This window comes from Promicromonospora sp. NPDC060204 (assembly GCF_042728455.1).
GTDB lineage: Bacteria > Actinomycetota > Actinomycetes > Actinomycetales > Cellulomonadaceae > Promicromonospora.
Map to the genome: position 1 here is coordinate 1 of NZ_JBHWZO010000127.1, position 17,532 is coordinate 17,532.

Genomic DNA, 17,532 nt, shown 5'->3' on the forward strand with positions numbered 1-17,532 from the left:
CCCCGTTTGCGTTCTCCGGCGCTTTCAGAAGGTTCCATTCATGTGTCCGTTGTTATCGGATCGTTACCATCGCATCAGGTTTTTCCGGTCTACCCCTTTTTCCGGCTATTACCGATCAGGTAGCGTCGTGGCGTCCCGGGTTCCGGGCCAGATGTAGCCGACCAGCTGGAGCAGCTCTCATGAAGCACGCCGCCGTCAAGCCTTCGTCCGTCGCCAGGTCCGCGGCCGCCCGCGTCGTGGCGACGATCGCGCTCGCCACCGCTGCGACCGCCGTCGCCAGCCCGGCGATGGCGCACGAGGGCCACGGGCACGACGGGCCGGACGGACACTCCGCGGGTTACGACCGCGGGCACGACCGCGGCCGGGAGGCCCAGTCCCCGCGCTCCTACCAGCCGGCCGCCTACACGGAGCCCGACTACGACGCGCCGCGGTACGGCGGCTCGAAGGACAGCCGGTCCGAGGACGGCAACTGCGGCCGCGGCGCGGCGCCCCAGGGCAACAACGCGTCGCCCCAGGGCAGCCACCGCGACTGGACCGACGAGGATCGCGACAAGGTCCGCGAGGCCGTCCAGGAGTACGTGGAGCAGGCCAACGAGTCGGCCACCGAGACGCAGCCGCAGGTCGTCACCGAGGTCGAGCAGACCGCCACGCCCGCGGAGAAGCCGGCGGCCGCCGAGGCCGAGGCCCCCGCGAAGGTGGTCACCCCCGTGCAGGTCGAGGCGTCGGAGCCGCCGGTGGCCGTCCAGGCGCCGGGCCAGCAGTGGGAGGGCCCGACCGCCGCCGACACCGCCGGGGCCGAGCTCACCGCCTACGTGCCGAGCCAGGACACCGCCGCCACGACCGGGCGCGAGTCCGGCTCGCTCACCGAGGCCACGCTGGACGCTCCCGTCCGGCTCGCCACGACCGGCGCCGAGGCCACCGCCCTCACGTCGGCGGCCGGCGCCCTGGTCCTCGGCGGCGCCGCCTCGCTGCTGGTCGCCCGCCGCAGCCGCATCCGCGCCTGACCGGACGTCTGCGCCGGACCGGACGCCCGCGCCCGGTCCGGCGGGCCCGCCCCTAGCCGGGGAGGCGAGCCCGCCCCTGGCCGGGGAGGGGCCGCCAGTCCGGCGCGTCCGTACCCCACGGGTGCGCGGGGTGCGGGTAGTCGGCGTACCCCGGGAGCACCGGCCGCGCGGTCGTGACGCCCGCGTGCGTCACGGTCCCGCTGTCCGACGCCGTCGCGGCGGCCGGGTGCACCGGGTCCCGCCCCGGCAGGTCGAGCAGCCAGGCCGCGGTGCGCGCGAGCGACACCGCGACGTCGCGGCCGAGCCCGTCGTCGCTCCGGAGCGCGACGGCGTCCACGATCCCCGCCGCGAGCAGGTACCCCGAGGCGTGGTCGAGCGCCTGGGCGGGCAGCGCGCCGGGCGTCCCGTCGCGGCCCTCCAGCAGCGCGATGCCACTGGCCGCCTGCACGATCGAGTCGAAGCCGCGGCGGCCGGACCACGGGCCGGCGTCGCCCCAGGCGGACACGCGCCCCGTCACCGTGCCGGGCGGCACCCGGAGGCCGAACGCCTCGATCGCGCCGGGCCGGTAGCCCGTCACCAGCACGTCGGCGGCGTCGAGCAGGTCCTGGGCCGTGCGGCGGTCGCGGACGTCCCGGAGGTCCAGGACGGCGCTGCGCTTGCCCTGTCCCGTGTCGAGATGCTGCCAGCTGATCTCGGCGGGCTCCGGCGGGTCCACCCGCAGCACGTCCGCGCCCAGCAGCGCGAGCGTCCGCGTGGCGACCGGCCCGGCGATGACCCGGGTCAGGTCGAGCACCCGGACGCCGGCCAGCGGCGCCCCGCCCGGCGGGCAGGCTCCTGTCCCGGTCACGGGTCCGCGCACCCGGGTCCGTACCAGCGGGCCCGACACCGCGGCGCGCCCCGGCGCGGACTCCCGCCACTCCTGCTCCGTCCGGACGCGCGCGACGATCGCGCCGGCGTCGGCGGCGCGGTCCTCCAGGTCCTGCGCCGAGAGCTCGGTGAGCCGCTCGGCGAAGGCGGGCCGGCCGACGTCGTCGGGCAGCCCGGCGAGCGCCGTCAGCCGGGCGCGGTGGTGCGGGTAGTTCGCGTGCGTGCGGACCCAGCCGTCGGCCGTGGCGAAGAAGCCGGAGAGCGGGGCGAAGCCCTGCACCGGCTGCCCGTCGAGCGCAAGGACGCGGTCGGACGCGAAGCCGGCGGCGACCCGGGCGGGGTCGACGCGGGCCGGGTCGAGCAGGGCCGGGTCGAGGTGCGCGGGGTCGGCCGCGCCCGCCCGCCGGCCCGTACGTGCTGCCGCGCGCTGCACGGCGCGGACGGCGTCCAGCGCGAGGTCGAGCACGGGCAGGTGGGCGGCGAGCCAGGGTTCCACGGTTCCATAATGGTCCCGTCCGACGGACTGCCCCGAAACATCACCGGCCGGACAGATCTGCGACCATGCGCGCGGATACACTCGCCGCATGGCCAAGAACCCCTCCTCCGACTTCGTGCTCCGGCCCTTCGAAGGTCTCCCCGGGGAGACCGACTGGGTGGCGATGCGCGAGATCGTCCCGTCGGCGACCGCGACCGCCCGCACCACCGCCGAGTACGGCTCCCGCGACGTCACGGTCGTGACGCTCCTGCCCGGTGCCTGGACCGCGCTGCACCGTGCCGACGGCACGCTGCTGCTCGCCGTGCAGGGCATCGTCGGCTCGGGCGACGTGAGCCGCGACCTCGCCGCCGCCCTGCTGGAGGCGATGGAGCTGGAGCCGGGTACGGCCGTGGAGTCGGGTGAGCTGCCGGGCGAGGGCCCGCGGCTGCAGGACGTACTCGACCTGAGCGTGCCGTTCGAGGTCACCGTGCACGACACGTTCGACTACTGGCTCGACCCGAGCGCCGACGTGACGCCGGAGCTCAAGCAGAACCTGGAGGACGCGGCCGACGGCGCGATCCCCACCGTCAAGGTCACCTCGGCCGAGTCCGCCTACTGGTGCAGCATGTCGCGCGAGTTCCTCCGCTGGGCGCGTCCCGAGCCGGAGGACGACGTCATCGACGCGATCTCCCGCCTGCACGCAAAGCGCGAGTCAGGGCTCGCGGGTGGAAGGTTCGTGGGAGCGTTTCGTGCGTCGGGCCTGGTCGTCCCGGTCTGGGAGCTGCCGAAGGGCACCGAGGCCGCTGACCTGGAGGGTCCCGTGGCCGAGCTCGGCGAGAAGCTCGCGAAAGCACTTTCCATCAAGGAGCCGCTTGATGCGAACGAGCGACGCGCAAGAGCAGGTATCGTCTCTCGCCAGGTCACCCTGCGCTAGTCCGGACGCCCCGGCCGGTCGCGCGCGAGCGGCCCGGAACGCTACGGCAGTCACCGAGGATCGCCACGAGCGGCCCAGGTTTCGGCAACTAGCGGACCAAGGGAGTAGGATTCCAGGGGTAAACCTTTGCACTCACCAAGCAAAGGGCTATCCGAACACTCACCACGGCAAATCGACGCTTCAGGCAGGACAGGTGTGAACGCTCTCCCGGTCGCGAAGACCACGCGTCCCGGCAATGCACAGGCAGGCAAGAACGTCCAGCGGGTGGCGGCCATCATTCCCGCCAAGGACGAGGCCGAGCGCATTGCCGCCACCGTGCGCTCCGCGCGTGCGATCCCCCATGTCGACCTCGTGCTCGTGGTCGACGACGGCTCCGAGGACGACACGCAGCACGTGGCGCGCGCCGCGGGCGCCGTCGTCGTGCGCCACTCCCACAACCGCGGCAAGGCCGCCGCGATGGAGACCGGCGCGGCGGTGGTGGCGATGCGTGACGCCGACGGGCGCCCCCCGCGTCTCCTCATGTTCATCGACGGTGACCTCGGCGACACCGCCGTGAACACCGCCCCGTTGGTGCGCCCGGTCCGTGAGGGCGTCGCCGACCTCGCGATCGCGCTGCTGCCCAAGCAGGCCGGCGCCGGCGGCCGGGGCGTCGTCGTCGGCGCGTCCCGCCGGGCCATCGAGGCCATGACCGGCTGGAGCCCGTCGCAGCCGCTGTCCGGCATGCGGTGCCTCACCCGCGAGGCGTTCGAGGCGGCCACGCCGCTCGCCCGCGGCTGGGGCGTCGAGACCGGCATGACCATCGACCTGCTGCGCAAGGGGTACGTCGCCGTCGAGGTGCCGTGCGACCTCAAGCACCGGGCCTCCGCCAACGACCTCAAGGGTCAGATCCACCGGGCGGCCCAGTACCGCGACGTCCTGCTGGCCGTGAACGCGCGCAAGATGCGTGGCGCGGTGGACGCCGTGCGGCACGCGGGGTCGAACGTCCGCAGCTGATCGACCCTCAGGCCCGCCCCGTACCCTGACCTCATGGAGTGGCAGGTCTGGCTCGGCATCATCGCGATCGTCATCGGGGTACTGGCACTCGCCGTCGCCGTCGGCGCATGGTCGCAGCAGGCCTGGATGCGTCGTCGGGACGGCCGGCGCGCGGTGGCGCAGAGCGTTCCGGCGGCCCGGCAGATCGCGGTGGTCGTGAACCCGTCCAAGCTGCACGCGAGCGGGCTGCCCGCCCAGGTGCGGGCGCACTGCGAGGCGAACGGGCTCCCGGAGCCGCTCTGGTACGAGACCACCGTCGAGGACCCCGGCAAGGGGCAGGCCCGGCAGGCGCTGGACGACGGCGCGGACATCGTGATCGCGGCCGGCGGCGACGGCACGGTGCGCGCCGTCGCCGAGACCATGGTCGGCTCGGACAAGCCGATGGGCGTGCTGCCGGTGGGCACGGGAAACCTCCTGGCGCGCAACCTCGAGCTGCCGCTGACCAACATGGACGAGGCGCTCGACGTCATCCTGGCCGGGCGCACGCGGGCCATCGACGTCGGCTGGCTGCGGGTCATGGAGTTCGCGGACACCCCGCGCAACGACGAGCATCCCAACCAGCCCGACCACGAGCCCGACACGGACCGCGAGCACATCTTCCTGGTCATCGCCGGCCTGGGCTTCGACGCCGCGATGGTCGCCACCGCCGACTCGAACCTGAAGAAGAAGGTGGGCTGGGTGGCCTACTTCGTGGCGGGGCTGTCCCACATGCAAGCCCGGCGGATGCGCGCCACCCTGCAGCTCGACGACGACCCGCCGGTCGACGCGCGCGCCCGTTCGATCATGGTCGGCAACTGCGGCATGCTGCCGGGCGGCGTCACCCTGCTGCCCGACGCCGTGCTCGACGACGGGGTGCTCGACGTGGCCGCCGTCGACGTGCGCGGCGGGGTGCTCGGCTGGGCCCAGCTCACCCTCGAGATCGCCATGCAGGGGGTGGGGGTGCGGAACGAGCTGCCGGAGAAGCTCGGCCGCATCGACCACACCAAGGCCCGCCGCGCGCGCATCCGCGTGCCCGCGGGCGAGGAGGCCCAGGTCGACGGGGATCCCCTCGGCAGGGCCGTCGAGGTCGACGTGCACGTCCAGCCGGGCGCGCTGCTGGTCCGGGCCCCGTGACTGCCGCGGCCATCTACCCTGGGCGGGTGAATCCCCGCTCCACCCGGACACTGACCGTGCCCGCTGCCCTCGTCATGCTCGTCGCGGCCCTGCTGGGCCTGATCGGCCCGACGACCGCGTCGGCGGCCCCGCGATCCGCGCCCGTGGCCGTGGCGACGCCGGCGACCGGGGCCGGGCCCGCGGCCGTGGCGGTCGCCGCGGACGCCGGTCCCGCGCAGGTCGCGGAGCCCGTGCCGGCCGCCCCCGTGGTAGTGGTCGGCGTGGCCGGGCTGCGGTGGACGGACGTCTCGCGGAGCACCACCCCGACCCTGTGGCACATGATCGGCGGCGGCTCCGTCGCGTCGATCAACGTGCGGACCGCGGCGCCCGCGACGTGCCCGCTGGACGCGTGGCTCACGCTCTCGGCGGGCAGCCGGACGGTCTCGGCCGGCAGCGCCGAGCGCGCCGACCAGCCGGAACCCGCGGGCCAGGACGGCGAGGAGCGCGAGGCCCGCGGGGCGACGTCGTGCACGCCGGTGCCCGAGCCCACGACGGGTGCCGCGCAGGGCTCCGGCGACGCGAAGCCGGCGCGCGCCACGATCGGCGGCTGGGCGCAGCTCCCCGAGAAGGACGAGGACGAGGAGAAGGCCGCCGAGCCCACCGAGCGCGAGCAGGCGCCCGCCCCCGGCCTCCTCGGCGACATGCTGGACGACGCGGACGCGTGCTCGACGGCGGTCGGGCCGGGCGCCGCCGTCATGCTCGCCCGCGCGGACGGGACCGTGGGCCGGTACGTCCCCTCGCTGGACGCCCTGACCTCGGACGGCGCCGAGGGCTCGGCGAGCACCTTCGGCGCACGCGGCCAGGCCTGGGACGACGCCCTCACGGAGTGCCCTGTCACCGTGGTCGACGCCGGCAGCCTGCCCGAGGGGCCGGAGCGGGCCCAGGCGCTGGAGACCCTGGACGGCACGCTCAGCAGCCTGACCCGGAGCCTGCCAGCCGGCACGCGCGTGCTCGTGGCGGGCGTCGCGGACACGCCGCTCACGCAGCAGGGCCTCCAGGTCGTCGTGGACTGGGTGGTGGACGTGCCCCGGGTGCGCTGGCTGACGTCGGACGCGTCACGGAGCACCGGGTTCGTGCAGCTCACCGACCTCACGGCCACCGCGGCCGAGGCCGCCGGCGCCCTCCCGGACCCCGAGGCCGAGGAGGAGCCCGGGCAGGACCCGGCGCTCGAGGAGCCCTCGATCGACGGCTCGCCGATCGAGGTGGGCGAGCCGCGGCGGACCACGGTCGCCCGCACGGTCGAGAACCGGCAGTACATCAACGTCCTGGCCGACACGATCCCCGCGCAGGTGCCCGCCTTCGCCGGCGTGATCGTCCTGTTCCTGCTGATCGCCGTGCTGGTCCTGGTGCTGCCGCGCCGCGCCGCGCGGCCGCGGCGGGAGCCCGGGCCGTACCGGCAGCGGCTGGCCCTGAGCGCCGCGCTGCTCGCGGTGTCGGCGCCGGCCGCGGCGAGCCTGGCGACGCTCTCCCGGTGGTGGGTGTGGCCCGCGCCGGAGTTCGGCCTGGCCCTGTCGCTGACGCTGGCCGCGGTCGCCGTCGCGCTCGGTATCCGGGGCGTCTCGCGGCTGCTCCCTCCGGCCCCGTGGCGCAACGCCGTCGCGGCGGCGGGTCTCACCTGGCTGGTCTTCACGATCGACGGGGTCACGGGGTTCACGCTGCTGCAGGCCTCGCTCCTGGGCCCGTCGCTGGCCACCGCGGACCGCTTCTACGGGTTCTCGGACGTGGCCTTCGTGATCTACGCGGTGGCCGGGCTGGTCCTCGCGGGCGGGCTCGCGGCGTACGCGGCGCGTCGCCGCACGGCGACGAGCGTCGGCTCGGTGCTCGGCGACGGCGCCCGCGCCCGCGAGACGCAGCGGCCCACCCGGCCGGTGTGGCTCGGGGTGGCGGCCGTGACCGCCGTCGCGCTCGTGACCGTCGCCGTGGACGCCGCGCCGTACTTCGGGGACCGCCTGCGCGGGCTCACGCTGTTCGTGCCGTTCGCCCTGGTCGCGCTGCTCGCGGCGCGTCCGGACCTGGTGACCCGGTTCCTCGGCGCCCGCGGCTGGCTCCCCTCCGGCAGGCAGACCGAGCCGGTCCGCCGCGTGCCGTCGGCCGTGCTGGGCCTGTCCGGCGCGCTGCTGCTCAGCCTGCTCTTCGCGGCGGCCGTGCTGCCCGTGCCCGGCGCCGAGGCCGCCGGCGAGGAGTCGGGCTCGCTGAGCAGCGCCGAGCCCGTGGTGCCGCCCGGCGAGAACGTGGTCGTGATCGGCACGCAGGGCCTGCGCTGGACCGACGTCCAGCCGTCCCTCGACACCGGCACGGCCCCCGCGCCCACGCTCTACGGCATGCTCACCGACGGCGCGGACGCCGCGGGGCTGACCCTGCCCAACGGGCGCGCGGCGCGCTGCCCGGACAGCGGGTGGCTCAGCCTGTCGGCCGGGCGCCTGGCCGAGGTCGCCGACGAGCGGGACGCCGACCGGCACTGGATCTGCGACGAGATCACCGTGACGCCGCTGGCGGACGACACGGCGGACGCCGGCGCCGGGACCGCGGGGGGCGACCGCCCCGCCGTCGTCGACCAGTGGGACCGGCTGACCGCGCTGCAGCGCGGCTCCGGCTACGCCGCCCACCCCGGCACGTTCGGGAACGCCCTCGCCGACACGTGCACGACGGCCGTCGGGCCGGGCGCCGCGGTCGCGCTCGCCGAGGGCGACGGCAGCGTCGGGCGGTACTTCGACCTCGACGCGGCGCTGGCCGCCGACTCGGGCGCCTGGGACTGCCCCGTCACGTTCGTGGACGCGGGCTCAGCGCTGCTCGACGTCGCCGAGCGGGCGGACCTGGAGAAGCAGCCCGACGGCGCCGAGCAGGTCGAGGCGATCCGCGCCGACCTCGTGGCCGCCGTGGACCTCGCGGTGTGGCGCGTGCTGGCCGCCGCCCCCGCGGACACGACGGTGCTCGTGATCGACGTCGCCACCACGCCCGAGCACGCGCTCGAGCTGGGGCCTGCCCTGCTGCGCCCGTCGGCGAACTACGACGGGCTGCCTCGCTACCTGGCCAGCACGGCGACCCGCACGGAGGGGGTGGCGCGGCTGATGGACGTCCCGGCGGCGGTGCTCGACGCCGTCGGCGTGGACCTGCCTGCCGACATCGACCCGACGCCGCTGCTGCGGGCCGGGGAGCGCCCCGCCTCGGCCTGGCTCACCGCCGACGAGCTCGCGGACATGACGGCGCGCGACCACGTGCGCCGGGACGCGTACATCTGGCTCGTCGACGTGCCGTTCTGGCTGGGCCTCGCCCTGGCGGCGGCCTGCTGGTGGGTGCCGCGGCGGGTCGCGTTCGTGCCGGGCGGGCTGCGGCGCGCCGCCGTCGTCGCCGCCACGGCGCTGACGGCGCTCCCGGCGGGCGGGTTCCTCGTCTCCCTCACCGGCTGGTGGCGGTTCGACCTGCCCGTGCTCGCGATCGTGGGCGCGACCCTGCTCGTGACGGCGGCCGTGACCGGGCTGAGCCTGCTCGCCCCACGACGGCCCCTGTGGGCGGCCCCCGCCGTCGTCGCGGGCATCACGTTCGTCGCGCTCACGGTGGACGCCCTGGTCGGCACACCCCTGAACCGGGCGGCGCCCCTCGGCTCCGCCCCGACGTTCGGCGCGCGGTTCTACGGCTTCGGCAACCCGACGTTCTCGGTGTACGCCGTGGCGGCGATCGTGCTCGCGGCCGCGCTGGCGCAGCTCCTCGTGTCGCGCGGCAGACGGGTGCTGGCCACCCTCGCCGTCAGCGTCGTGGGCGTCATCGCGATGGCGGTCGACGTCTGGCCCACCCTCGGGGCGGACCTCGGCGGCGGCCTCGTGCTGGTCCCGGCCTTCGTGGTGGTGGCCACCGCCGCGTCGGGGCTGCGCCTCACCCTCTGGCGGTTCACCTGGGTCGCGGCGGCCGGCGTCGGCGTGGTGGCCCTCGTGGGCGTCCTGGACTGGCTGCGCCCGCCGGAGTCGCGCTCGCACCTCGGCCGGTTCGTGGGCCAGGTGGTCGACGGCGAGGCGGTCTCCACCGTGCTGCGCAAGGCGCTGTACGCGCTGAACTCGATCACGGGCGGGCCGGCGGTCTGGGCCACCGTGGTGATCCTGGTGCTGGTCGGCCTCGCGCTCTTCGGACCGGCGACCTGGCGGGAACGCCTGACGCCCGCCTGGTTCACGCGCGCGGAGCGGAGCTGGGAGTTCCTGCGCCCCGCGCTGGTCGCGATGTGGGTGATGGCGGTCCTGGGCTCCCTGGTCAACGACTTCGGGCTGCGGATCGCGATGATCGCGCTCATCCCGGCCGTGCCACTGCTCACGATGGTCGCGCTGCGGACGAATTCAGAGCGACAGCCCCGTTAGGCTCGTCCCCGTGATCGATCTCCGACTTCTGCGCGACAACCCCGACGTCGTCCGCGCGAGCCAGGTGGCCCGCGGTGACGACCCCGACCTCGTGGACGTGGCGCTCGACGCCGACGCGCGCCGCCGCTCCTCTCTGACCGAGTTCGAGAACCTGCGCGCGGAGCAGAAGTCCCTGGGCAAGCAGGTGGCGCAGGCGCAGGGCGACGAGAAGCAGGCGCTGCTGGCCCGCACCAAGCAGCTCGCGCAGGACGTCAAGCAGCACCAGGCCACCGCGGCCGAGGCCGAGCAGGAGCTCGACCGGGTGCTGTACTCGATCGCCAACGTGATCGAGGGCGCGCCCGCGGGCGGCGAGGAGGACTTCGTCGAGCTCAAGCAGGTCGGTACCCGCCGCGACTTCGCGGCCGAGGGCTTCGAGCCCAAGGACCACCTGGAGCTCGGCGAGGGCCTGCGCGCGATCGACACCAAGCGCGGCGCCAAGGTGTCCGGGGCGCGGTTCTACTTCCTGACCGGCATCGGCGCGCGGCTGGAGCTGGCGCTCCTCAACATGGCGATGGACCAGGCCGTGGAGCAGGGCTTCACGCCCATGATCACGCCCACCCTCGTCAAGCCCGAGACCATGCAGGGCACGGGCTTCCTGGGCGCGCACGCCGACGAGGTCTACCGCCTGGAGAAGGACGACCTCTACCTGGTCGGCACCTCCGAGGTGGCGCTCGCGGGCTACCACAGCGACGAGATCGTGGACCTGTCCGACGGGCCGATGCGGTACGCGGGCTGGAGCGCCTGCTACCGCCGGGAGGCCGGTTCGGCGGGCCGTGACACGCGCGGCATCATCCGCGTGCACCAGTTCCACAAGGTCGAGATGTTCAGCTACTGCGCCCCCGAGGACGCGGCGGCCGAGCACCAGCGCCTGCTGGGCTGGGAAGAGGCCATGATGGCCAAGGTCGAGCTGCCCTACCGCGTCATCGACACGGCCGCGGGCGACCTGGGCTCCTCGGCGGCCCGCAAGTTCGACTGCGAGGCGTGGCTGCCCACGCAGGAGCGCTGGCTGGAGCTCACCTCGACGTCGAACTGCACCACGTTCCAGGCCCGCCGCCTGGGCGTCCGCGAGCGGACCGAGGACGGCTCGACCCGGAACGTCGCGACCCTGAACGGCACGCTGGGCACCACCCGCTGGATCGTCGCGATCCTGGAGAACCACCAGCAGGCGGACGGCTCGGTGCACGTCCCGGAGGGCCTGCGCCCGTACCTGGGCGGCCTGGAGGTCCTGGAGCCGGTGAAGTAGGGCGGCCGATCACCTCGTCGTCGGCCGGCGTTCACCGGCGGGTGGGTAGGCTGCCAGCGTGCCTCCTGCCACCGACCGCAAGCTCATCGCCCTCGACATCGACGGGACCCTCGTCACGTACGACGACGTGCTGTCCGACGCGGCGCGGGAGGCGGTCGCCGCCGTCCGCGCCGCCGGGCACCACGTGGTGCTGGCGTCGGGCCGCTCGCTCATCGCGATGACGCCCGTCGCGGCGGAGCTCAAGATCGAGGACGAGTGGATCGTCGCCTCGAACGGCGCCGTCACGGCACGCATCGACGTCTCCGCCGCGATGGGCTACACCCTGGAACGCGTCGAGACGTTCGACCCCGAACCGGTGCTGCGCATGCTCAAGGTCGAGCTGCCGCACGCGCGCTACGCGGTCGAGGACGTCGGCGTAGGCTTCCGGATGACCGAGCTCTTTCCCGAGGGTGAGCTCAACGGGGAGCACCGCGTGGTGGACTTCGAGGAGCTCTGGGCCGGCGACGTCACGCGCGTCGTGGTCCGCAGCCCCGGTGAGACGAGCGCGGAGTTCCACGAGATCGCAGCGCGGCTCGGCTTCGACGACGTCACGTACGCCGTCGGCTGGTCCGCGTGGATGGACATCGCACCGCAGGGCGTGACCAAGGCGTCGGCCCTCGAGGTGGTGCGCAAGGAGCTCGGCGTGGCGGCCGAGAACACCGTCGCCGTTGGTGACGGCAGCAACGACATCGACATGCTGCGGTGGGCAGGACGGGGCGTGGCGATGGGGCACGCGACCGAGCCGGTGCAGGCGGCGGCCGACGCCGTGACCGGTTCGATCGACGACGACGGCGTGGTGGACGTCCTCCGCTCGCTGCTCTGAGTCGGGCAAGATCCCGTGGGTGACGACGCGGGTGAAAGTTATCCGTGCAAAGGTATGGATCACAGGGCGAATGCCTGTACATTTGGGCGCGATCCGTCGAAGGGTGACGGCGCTCACGGTGCCATGGGGGTACGTGATGATCCTGGACGACCAATCGGTGTCCATGCGGGTGCGCAACGATGCGCCCCACCTGGTCGCCCTCGACATCGACGGGACCCTGTTGGTCACCGGGCAGCCCGTGCCCGGGCCGACGGTGCTGGCCGTGCAGCTCGTGCGTGGCCGGAAGCATCACGTGGTCCTGGCGTCGGGACGGTCGTTGACCGGGATCCTGCCCGTGGCCAAGGAGCTCGGGATCACCGACGGCTGGGTGGTCGCCTCCAACGGCGCGGTGACGGCGCGGCTCTGCGCCACGTGCACCAACGGCTACATGCTCGAGGACGTCTTGACGTTCGACGTCGGCCCCGTGGCCCGGATGGCGCTGAGCCGGTTCCCCGACGTGCAGATCGGCGTCGAGGAGATCGGCATCGGCTACCGCGTGAACCGGCTGTTCGAGCCGCACGAGGTCAACGGCGCCCAGCGCGTAGTCGGCGTCGACGAGCTGGGCGTCATGCCTGCCTCGCGCGCGATCCTGCGGGGGCCGAACGTGCTCGACCTGCTGGAGCCGCTGCGCCGGCACGGCGTGACCGCCACGGAGGCCGGGCCCGACTGGATCGACGTGACCCCGCGGCACCTGAGCAAGGCGACGTCGCTGGAGAACATCCGCTCCACGCTCGGCGTCCCGCGGCACAACACGCTTGCCGTCGGCGACGGCCTGAACGACATCGAGATGCTGAGCTGGGCCGCCCGCGCCGTCGCGATGGGCCACGCTCCTGCCGCCGTGAAGGCGATCGCGAACGAGACCGTGGGCGACATCTCGCAGCACGGCGTGATCCAGGCGCTGAAGACCCTCATCTAGCGCCGTGTCAGACGCTCAGGTCCCCCGCGGGACCCGAGCGTCTGACACATCGATCAGCGCGCCGTGAGAATCAACGTGCGGTGAGGATCAGCGGGCCGTCCGGCGTGATCGCGATCGTGTGCTCCGAGTGGGCACCGCGCGAACCGTCCGCCGAGCGGAGCGTCCAGCCGTCGGGGTCGGTGAAGATCTCGTCCGTGGTCTCCAGGAACCACGGCTCGACCGCGATCACCAGGCCCGGCTTGAGCGGGAAGCCACGGCCTGCCCGGCCGTTGTTCGGCACGTGCGGGTCGCCGTGCATGGTGCGGCCCACGCCGTGCCCGCCGAAGTCGGTGTTGACCGAGTAGCCGGCGGCGTGCGCCACCTCGGCGATCGCCGAGGAGATGTCGCCGATCTTCTTGCCGGGCTGCGCGGCGGCGATGCCGGCCTCCAGCGCCACCTCGGTGGTGCGGATCAGCTTGGTGTCCTGCTCGACGCGGGCCGGGTCGGGCTCGCCCACCACGACGGACAGCGCGGAGTCGGAGACCCAGCCGTTCACGGACGCCGCGAAGTCGATCGACAGCAGGTCGCCGTCCTGCAGCGCGTAGTCGTAGGGCAGGCCGTGCAGCACGGCGTCGTTCACGGAGGTGCAGATGACCTTGCCGAACGGCATCGCGCCGAACGAGGGGTGGTAGTCGATGTAGCACGACTCGGCGCCCTGGTCGCGGATCATCTTGTGCGCGATCTCGTCGAGCTCGAGGAGGTTCACCCCGACGCCCGCGGACTCGCGGACGGCGAGCAGCACGTCGGCGACGAAGCGTCCCGCCGGGCGCATCTCCTCGATCTCGCGCGGCGTCCTCAGCTCGATCATGTCCGTCCTTCCGTAGGGGCACCAGAGATCTGGCGGCACAAGCCTACGTCCCGCCGTCCACCCGCCGTGCGGGCATGGGCGGCCACCTTGCGTCCGGCGTACCCGGCGTTTCGCCAGTCTTGGACGACCGGTGGGATTGCAACGATTTCGTAATGCAAGGTGATGCTGTATGGGCTTGCATTGGATCGAGAACCACGGTTGCGTTGAGGTCGGGCAACCCGGCAGTCTGCCGGTCCGTACCCGCAAGTCAGAGGGTTCTGAGCCCACGAAGCAGTGGAGGAGCACGAGATGACTATCCGGATGGCTTCCAAGCGCCGAGCGATCGCCCTGGCGGCGACCGGCGCGAGCCTGGCCCTGGTCCTGGCGGCCTGTGCCGACACCGGCGACGACGGCGGTGGCGGGGACGGCGGTGGCGAGGCCACCGAGGCCACGATCGACTGCGCCGCCTACGACGAGTTCGGTGACCTCGACGGCAAGGAGGTCAACGTCTACACCACCATCGTGGAGCCGGAGGCCGAGACGCAGACGAAGTCGTACGAGCCGTTCGAGAAGTGCACCGGCGTCACCATCAACTACGAGGGCTCGCGCGAGATGGAGGCGCAGCTCCCCGTCCGCGTCCAGGCCGGCAACCCGCCGGACATCGCGATCCTGCCGCAGCCCGGTCTGCTCCAGACGCTCGTCCACGACTACGACGCGGTCCTCCCCGCGCCGGAGCAGGTCGAGGCCAACGTCGACGAGGGCTGGGCCCCGGAGTGGAAGGAGTACGGCACGGTCGACGGCACGTTCTACGCCGCGCCGCTGGGCTCCAACGTCAAGTCGTACGTCTGGTACTCGCCGAAGATGTTCGCCGACGCCGGGTACGAGGTCCCGACCACCTGGGACGAGATGATGGACCTGACGGCCACCATCGCCGAGGGCAACGAGGGCGCCACCCGCCCCTGGTGCGCGGGTGTGGAGTCCGGTGACGCCACCGGCTGGCCGGGCACCGACTGGATCGAGGACGTCGTGCTCCGCACCGCGGGCCCGGACGTCTACGACCAGTGGTACACCCACGAGATCCCGTTCAACGACCCGCAGATCGTCGACGCGTTCGACACCGCGGGCGAGATCCTCAAGAACCCGGACTACGTGAACGGCGGCCTGGGCGGCGTCGACTCGATCGCCACCGCGACCTGGACGGACGCGGGCTACCCGATCCTGGACGGCAACTGCTGGATGCACCGCGCCGCGAACTTCTACCAGACGCAGTGGCCCGAGGGCACCGAGGTGGGCCCGGACGGCGACGTCTACGCGTTCTACCTGCCGGCCATGACCGCCGACGAGAAGCCGACGCTGGTCGCCGGCGAGTTCATCGGCGCGTTCACCGACCGTCCCGAGGTGCAGGCCTTCCAGACCTACCTGTCGAGCGCTGACTGGGCCAACGCCAAGGCCGCTGCCACGCCGGCCGGTGGCTGGGTGAGCGCCAACAACGGTCTGGACCCGGCGCTGCTCGCGACGGACTTCGACCGGCTCTCCGCCGAGATCCTCGCCGACCCGGCCACCGTGGCCCGGTTCGACGCCTCGGACCTCATGCCGGCCGCAGTCGGTACCGACTCGTTCTGGAACGGAATCACCGAGTGGTTCGCCAGCGACGAGAGCAGCCAGCAGGTCACAGACACGATCGAGGACTCCTGGCCGAAGAACTGACGCCCGGCCCTCGACCATGACGCGCGGAGGCGTGGGACTTCGAGTCCCACGCCTCCCCCCTCCTTGGCGGTGGGGGGGGACGAGTCAAGGACGACCGGACCAGGACGCGACAGGAGATAGCCATGGACTGGCTGCTGTATGCCGGGGACGACCCCGTGCACAAACTTTTGCTGATGCTCATCGCGATCGTGTTGTTCGTCGTGCTGATGGGCATCATCCTCTTCGTGGTCGACCGGCCACGTAACCCCACGCGCTGGTTCGTCGGCTTCGGGTTCACGGGCGCGGCGTTGCTGCTGCTCCTGCTCGGCCTGGTGTACCCGGCGATCCGCACGGTCATCAACTCGTTCATGAACCGCAACAGCACGGAGTTCGTCGGGCTCGACAACTACGTGGTGGCCTTCACGGAACCCAAGTTCCTCATCGTGCTCGGCAACACGGCACTCTGGGTGCTGGTCGCCCCGCTCGTGGCAACGTTCCTCGGCCTGCTGTACGCCTACCTGGTCGACAAGAGCCGCTTCGAGGCGGTGGCCAAGGGCCTGGTCTTCCTGCCGATGGCCATCTCGATGGTGGGCGCGTCGATCATCTGGAAGTTCGTCTACGAGTTCAAGCCGGCGGGCGTGAACCAGACCGGCCTGCTCAACCAGTTCATCGTCTGGCTGGGCGGCGAGCCGCAGCAGTTCCTCATCAGCCGGCCCCTGAACACGTTCCTCATCATGGTCGTGTTCATCTGGATCCAGGCGGGCTTCGCGATGACGCTGCTGTCGGCGTCGATCAAGGCGATCCCCGACGACATCATCGAGGCCGCGCGGCTCGACGGCGTCTCCGGCATCGGCATGTTCTGGCGCATCACCATCCCGAGCATCCGGCCCGCGCTGGTGGTCGTGCTCACCACGATCGCGATGACGACACTGAAAACCTTCGACATCGTGCGAACGATGACCGCGGGCCAGTTCAACACCTCGATCGTGGCCCTCGAGTTCTACGACCAGCGGTTCCGGCAGAACGAGGCGGGCCTGAGCGCGGCGCTGGCCGTGCTGCTGTTCGTCATCGTGATCCCGGTGATCATCTACAACGTGCGCCAGCAGCGCCTCTCGGAGGATGTCCGATGAGCACCGTCAAGACAGCCGACGCGGCACCCGAGGTGCCCCGGGCGAAGTCCGACATCAGCGGCCGGGCCCGCAAGGCGCGCAAGGCGCTGTCCAACCCGTGGGCGAGCACCCTCGCCGTGGTCATCGCCATCCTCTGGACCATCCCGACGGTCGGCCTGCTGATCACGTCGTTCCGCCCGGAGCTGGACATCCGGCAGAGCGGCTGGTGGACCGTGTTCGGTTCGGCGTTCGCCGGCGAGGGCGTGTTCTCGCTGCGCAACTACGAGGCCGCGCTGTTCGACGGCTCCACCAACCTGGCCGTGTTCTTCATCAACTCGTTCGTGGTCACACTGCCCGCGGTGTTCATCCCGATCACCCTCGCGCTGCTGGCCGCGTACGGGTTCGCGTGGGTCGACTTCAAGGGCGCCGACTTCCTGTTCATCGCGGTGTTCGCACTGCAGATCGTGCCGATCCAGATCACGCTGGTGCCGCTGCTCTCGGCCTACGTGGACCTGGGCATCAACGGCACGTTCTGGACCATCTGGTTGTCGCACTCGATCTTCGCGCTACCGCTCGCGATCTTCCTGCTGCACAACTTCATGAAGGAGATCCCGAGGTCCCTGGTCGAGGCGGCGCGGATGGACGGCGCCGGCCACGTGCAGGTCTTCTTCCGGGTGGTGCTGCCGCTGCTCACGCCGGCGCTGGCGGCGTTCGCCATCTTCCAGTTCCTGTGGGTGTGGAACGACCTGCTGGTCGCCCTGGTCATGGGTGACCTCAACACGTTCCCGCTCACGGTCCGGGTCGCCGAGCTCGCGGGCTCGCGCGGTGGCGACTGGCACCTGCTGTCGGCCGGTGCGTTCATCTCGATGATCGTGCCGCTGATCGTGTTCCTGTCGCTGCAGCGCTACTTCGTGCGCGGCCTGCTGGCGGGTTCGGTCAAGGGCTGACGCCGCAGCAGTCCCCTTCGAGGCCCGGGTTTCTCCTCTTTGACGTCGCTCAAAGAGG

At 72.6% G+C, this 17,532-nt stretch carries 13 protein-coding genes; 11 read left to right on the forward strand and 2 right to left on the reverse strand.

The window, feature by feature from the left end:
- The first annotated feature begins 179 nt into the window (after window positions 1-179).
- Entirely contained in the window at window positions 180-1,004 is an 825-nt protein-coding gene (locus ACFWEJ_RS16560) for an LPXTG cell wall anchor domain-containing protein (RefSeq protein WP_377230307.1), read from the forward strand.
- Window positions 1,005-1,056: 52 nt separating this feature from the next.
- Here ACFWEJ_RS16560 and ACFWEJ_RS16565 read toward each other — a convergent pair whose 3' ends face one another.
- The gene (locus tag ACFWEJ_RS16565) at window positions 1,057-2,367 is read right to left on the reverse strand and encodes a CoA transferase (protein ID WP_377230308.1); all 1,311 of its coding nucleotides are present in this window, start codon (window positions 2,365-2,367) and stop codon (window positions 1,057-1,059) included.
- 88 nt (window positions 2,368-2,455) lie between these two features.
- On the opposite strand from ACFWEJ_RS16565, the gene ACFWEJ_RS16570 reads away from it, so the two are divergent.
- The 7 genes from ACFWEJ_RS16570 (at window position 2,456) to ACFWEJ_RS16600 (ending at window position 12,906) form a co-directional block, all read left to right on the forward strand.
- Window positions 2,456-3,280, forward strand: a complete 825-nt coding sequence (locus ACFWEJ_RS16570; protein WP_377230309.1) for a DUF5926 family protein — start codon at window positions 2,456-2,458, stop codon at window positions 3,278-3,280.
- A 195-nt stretch (window positions 3,281-3,475) separates the two neighbouring features.
- On the forward strand, window positions 3,476-4,273 hold the full coding sequence (locus ACFWEJ_RS16575; protein WP_142032120.1) for a glycosyltransferase: 798 nt from the start codon (window positions 3,476-3,478) through the stop codon (window positions 4,271-4,273).
- Between the two features lie 33 nt (window positions 4,274-4,306).
- A complete protein-coding gene (locus ACFWEJ_RS16580) occupies window positions 4,307-5,425 on the forward strand; it encodes a diacylglycerol/lipid kinase family protein (RefSeq protein ID WP_377230310.1) in 1,119 nt (372 codons plus the stop codon).
- Between the two features lie 26 nt (window positions 5,426-5,451).
- A complete protein-coding gene (locus tag ACFWEJ_RS16585) occupies window positions 5,452-9,807 on the forward strand; it encodes a hypothetical protein (RefSeq protein ID WP_377230311.1) in 4,356 nt (1,451 codons plus the stop codon).
- Between the two features lie 10 nt (window positions 9,808-9,817).
- Entirely contained in the window at window positions 9,818-11,089 is a 1,272-nt protein-coding gene (gene serS, locus ACFWEJ_RS16590) for a serine--tRNA ligase (RefSeq protein ID WP_377230312.1), read from the forward strand.
- A gap of 58 nt (window positions 11,090-11,147) precedes the next feature.
- Window positions 11,148-11,951: an HAD family hydrolase gene (locus tag ACFWEJ_RS16595; protein WP_377230313.1), complete on the forward strand. Its 804-nt coding sequence runs from the start codon at window positions 11,148-11,150 to the stop codon at window positions 11,949-11,951.
- 103 nt (window positions 11,952-12,054) lie between these two features.
- Window positions 12,055-12,906, forward strand: coding sequence for an HAD family hydrolase (locus ACFWEJ_RS16600; RefSeq protein ID WP_377230314.1), 852 nt, complete (start codon window positions 12,055-12,057; stop codon window positions 12,904-12,906).
- A 70-nt stretch (window positions 12,907-12,976) separates the two neighbouring features.
- On the opposite strand, the gene map is transcribed toward ACFWEJ_RS16600, so the two are convergent.
- Window positions 12,977-13,753 carry a type I methionyl aminopeptidase gene (map, locus tag ACFWEJ_RS16605; protein ID WP_377230315.1) on the reverse strand — a complete coding sequence of 259 codons (777 nt, stop codon included), beginning with the start codon at window positions 13,751-13,753 and terminating at the stop codon, window positions 12,977-12,979.
- 288 nt (window positions 13,754-14,041) lie between these two features.
- Between map and ACFWEJ_RS16610 the strand changes: the two genes are divergently transcribed.
- From ACFWEJ_RS16610 to ACFWEJ_RS16620, 3 genes are all read left to right on the forward strand, one after another.
- Entirely contained in the window at window positions 14,042-15,439 is a 1,398-nt protein-coding gene (locus ACFWEJ_RS16610) for an ABC transporter substrate-binding protein (RefSeq protein WP_377230316.1), read from the forward strand.
- A 122-nt stretch (window positions 15,440-15,561) separates the two neighbouring features.
- Window positions 15,562-16,548, forward strand: a complete 987-nt coding sequence (locus ACFWEJ_RS16615; protein ID WP_377230317.1) for a carbohydrate ABC transporter permease — start codon at window positions 15,562-15,564, stop codon at window positions 16,546-16,548.
- Entirely contained in the window at window positions 16,545-17,474 is a 930-nt protein-coding gene (locus ACFWEJ_RS16620) for a carbohydrate ABC transporter permease (protein ID WP_377230318.1), read from the forward strand. Before ACFWEJ_RS16615 ends, ACFWEJ_RS16620 begins: the two co-directional genes overlap by 4 nt.
- Window positions 17,475-17,532 lie beyond the last annotated feature (58 nt).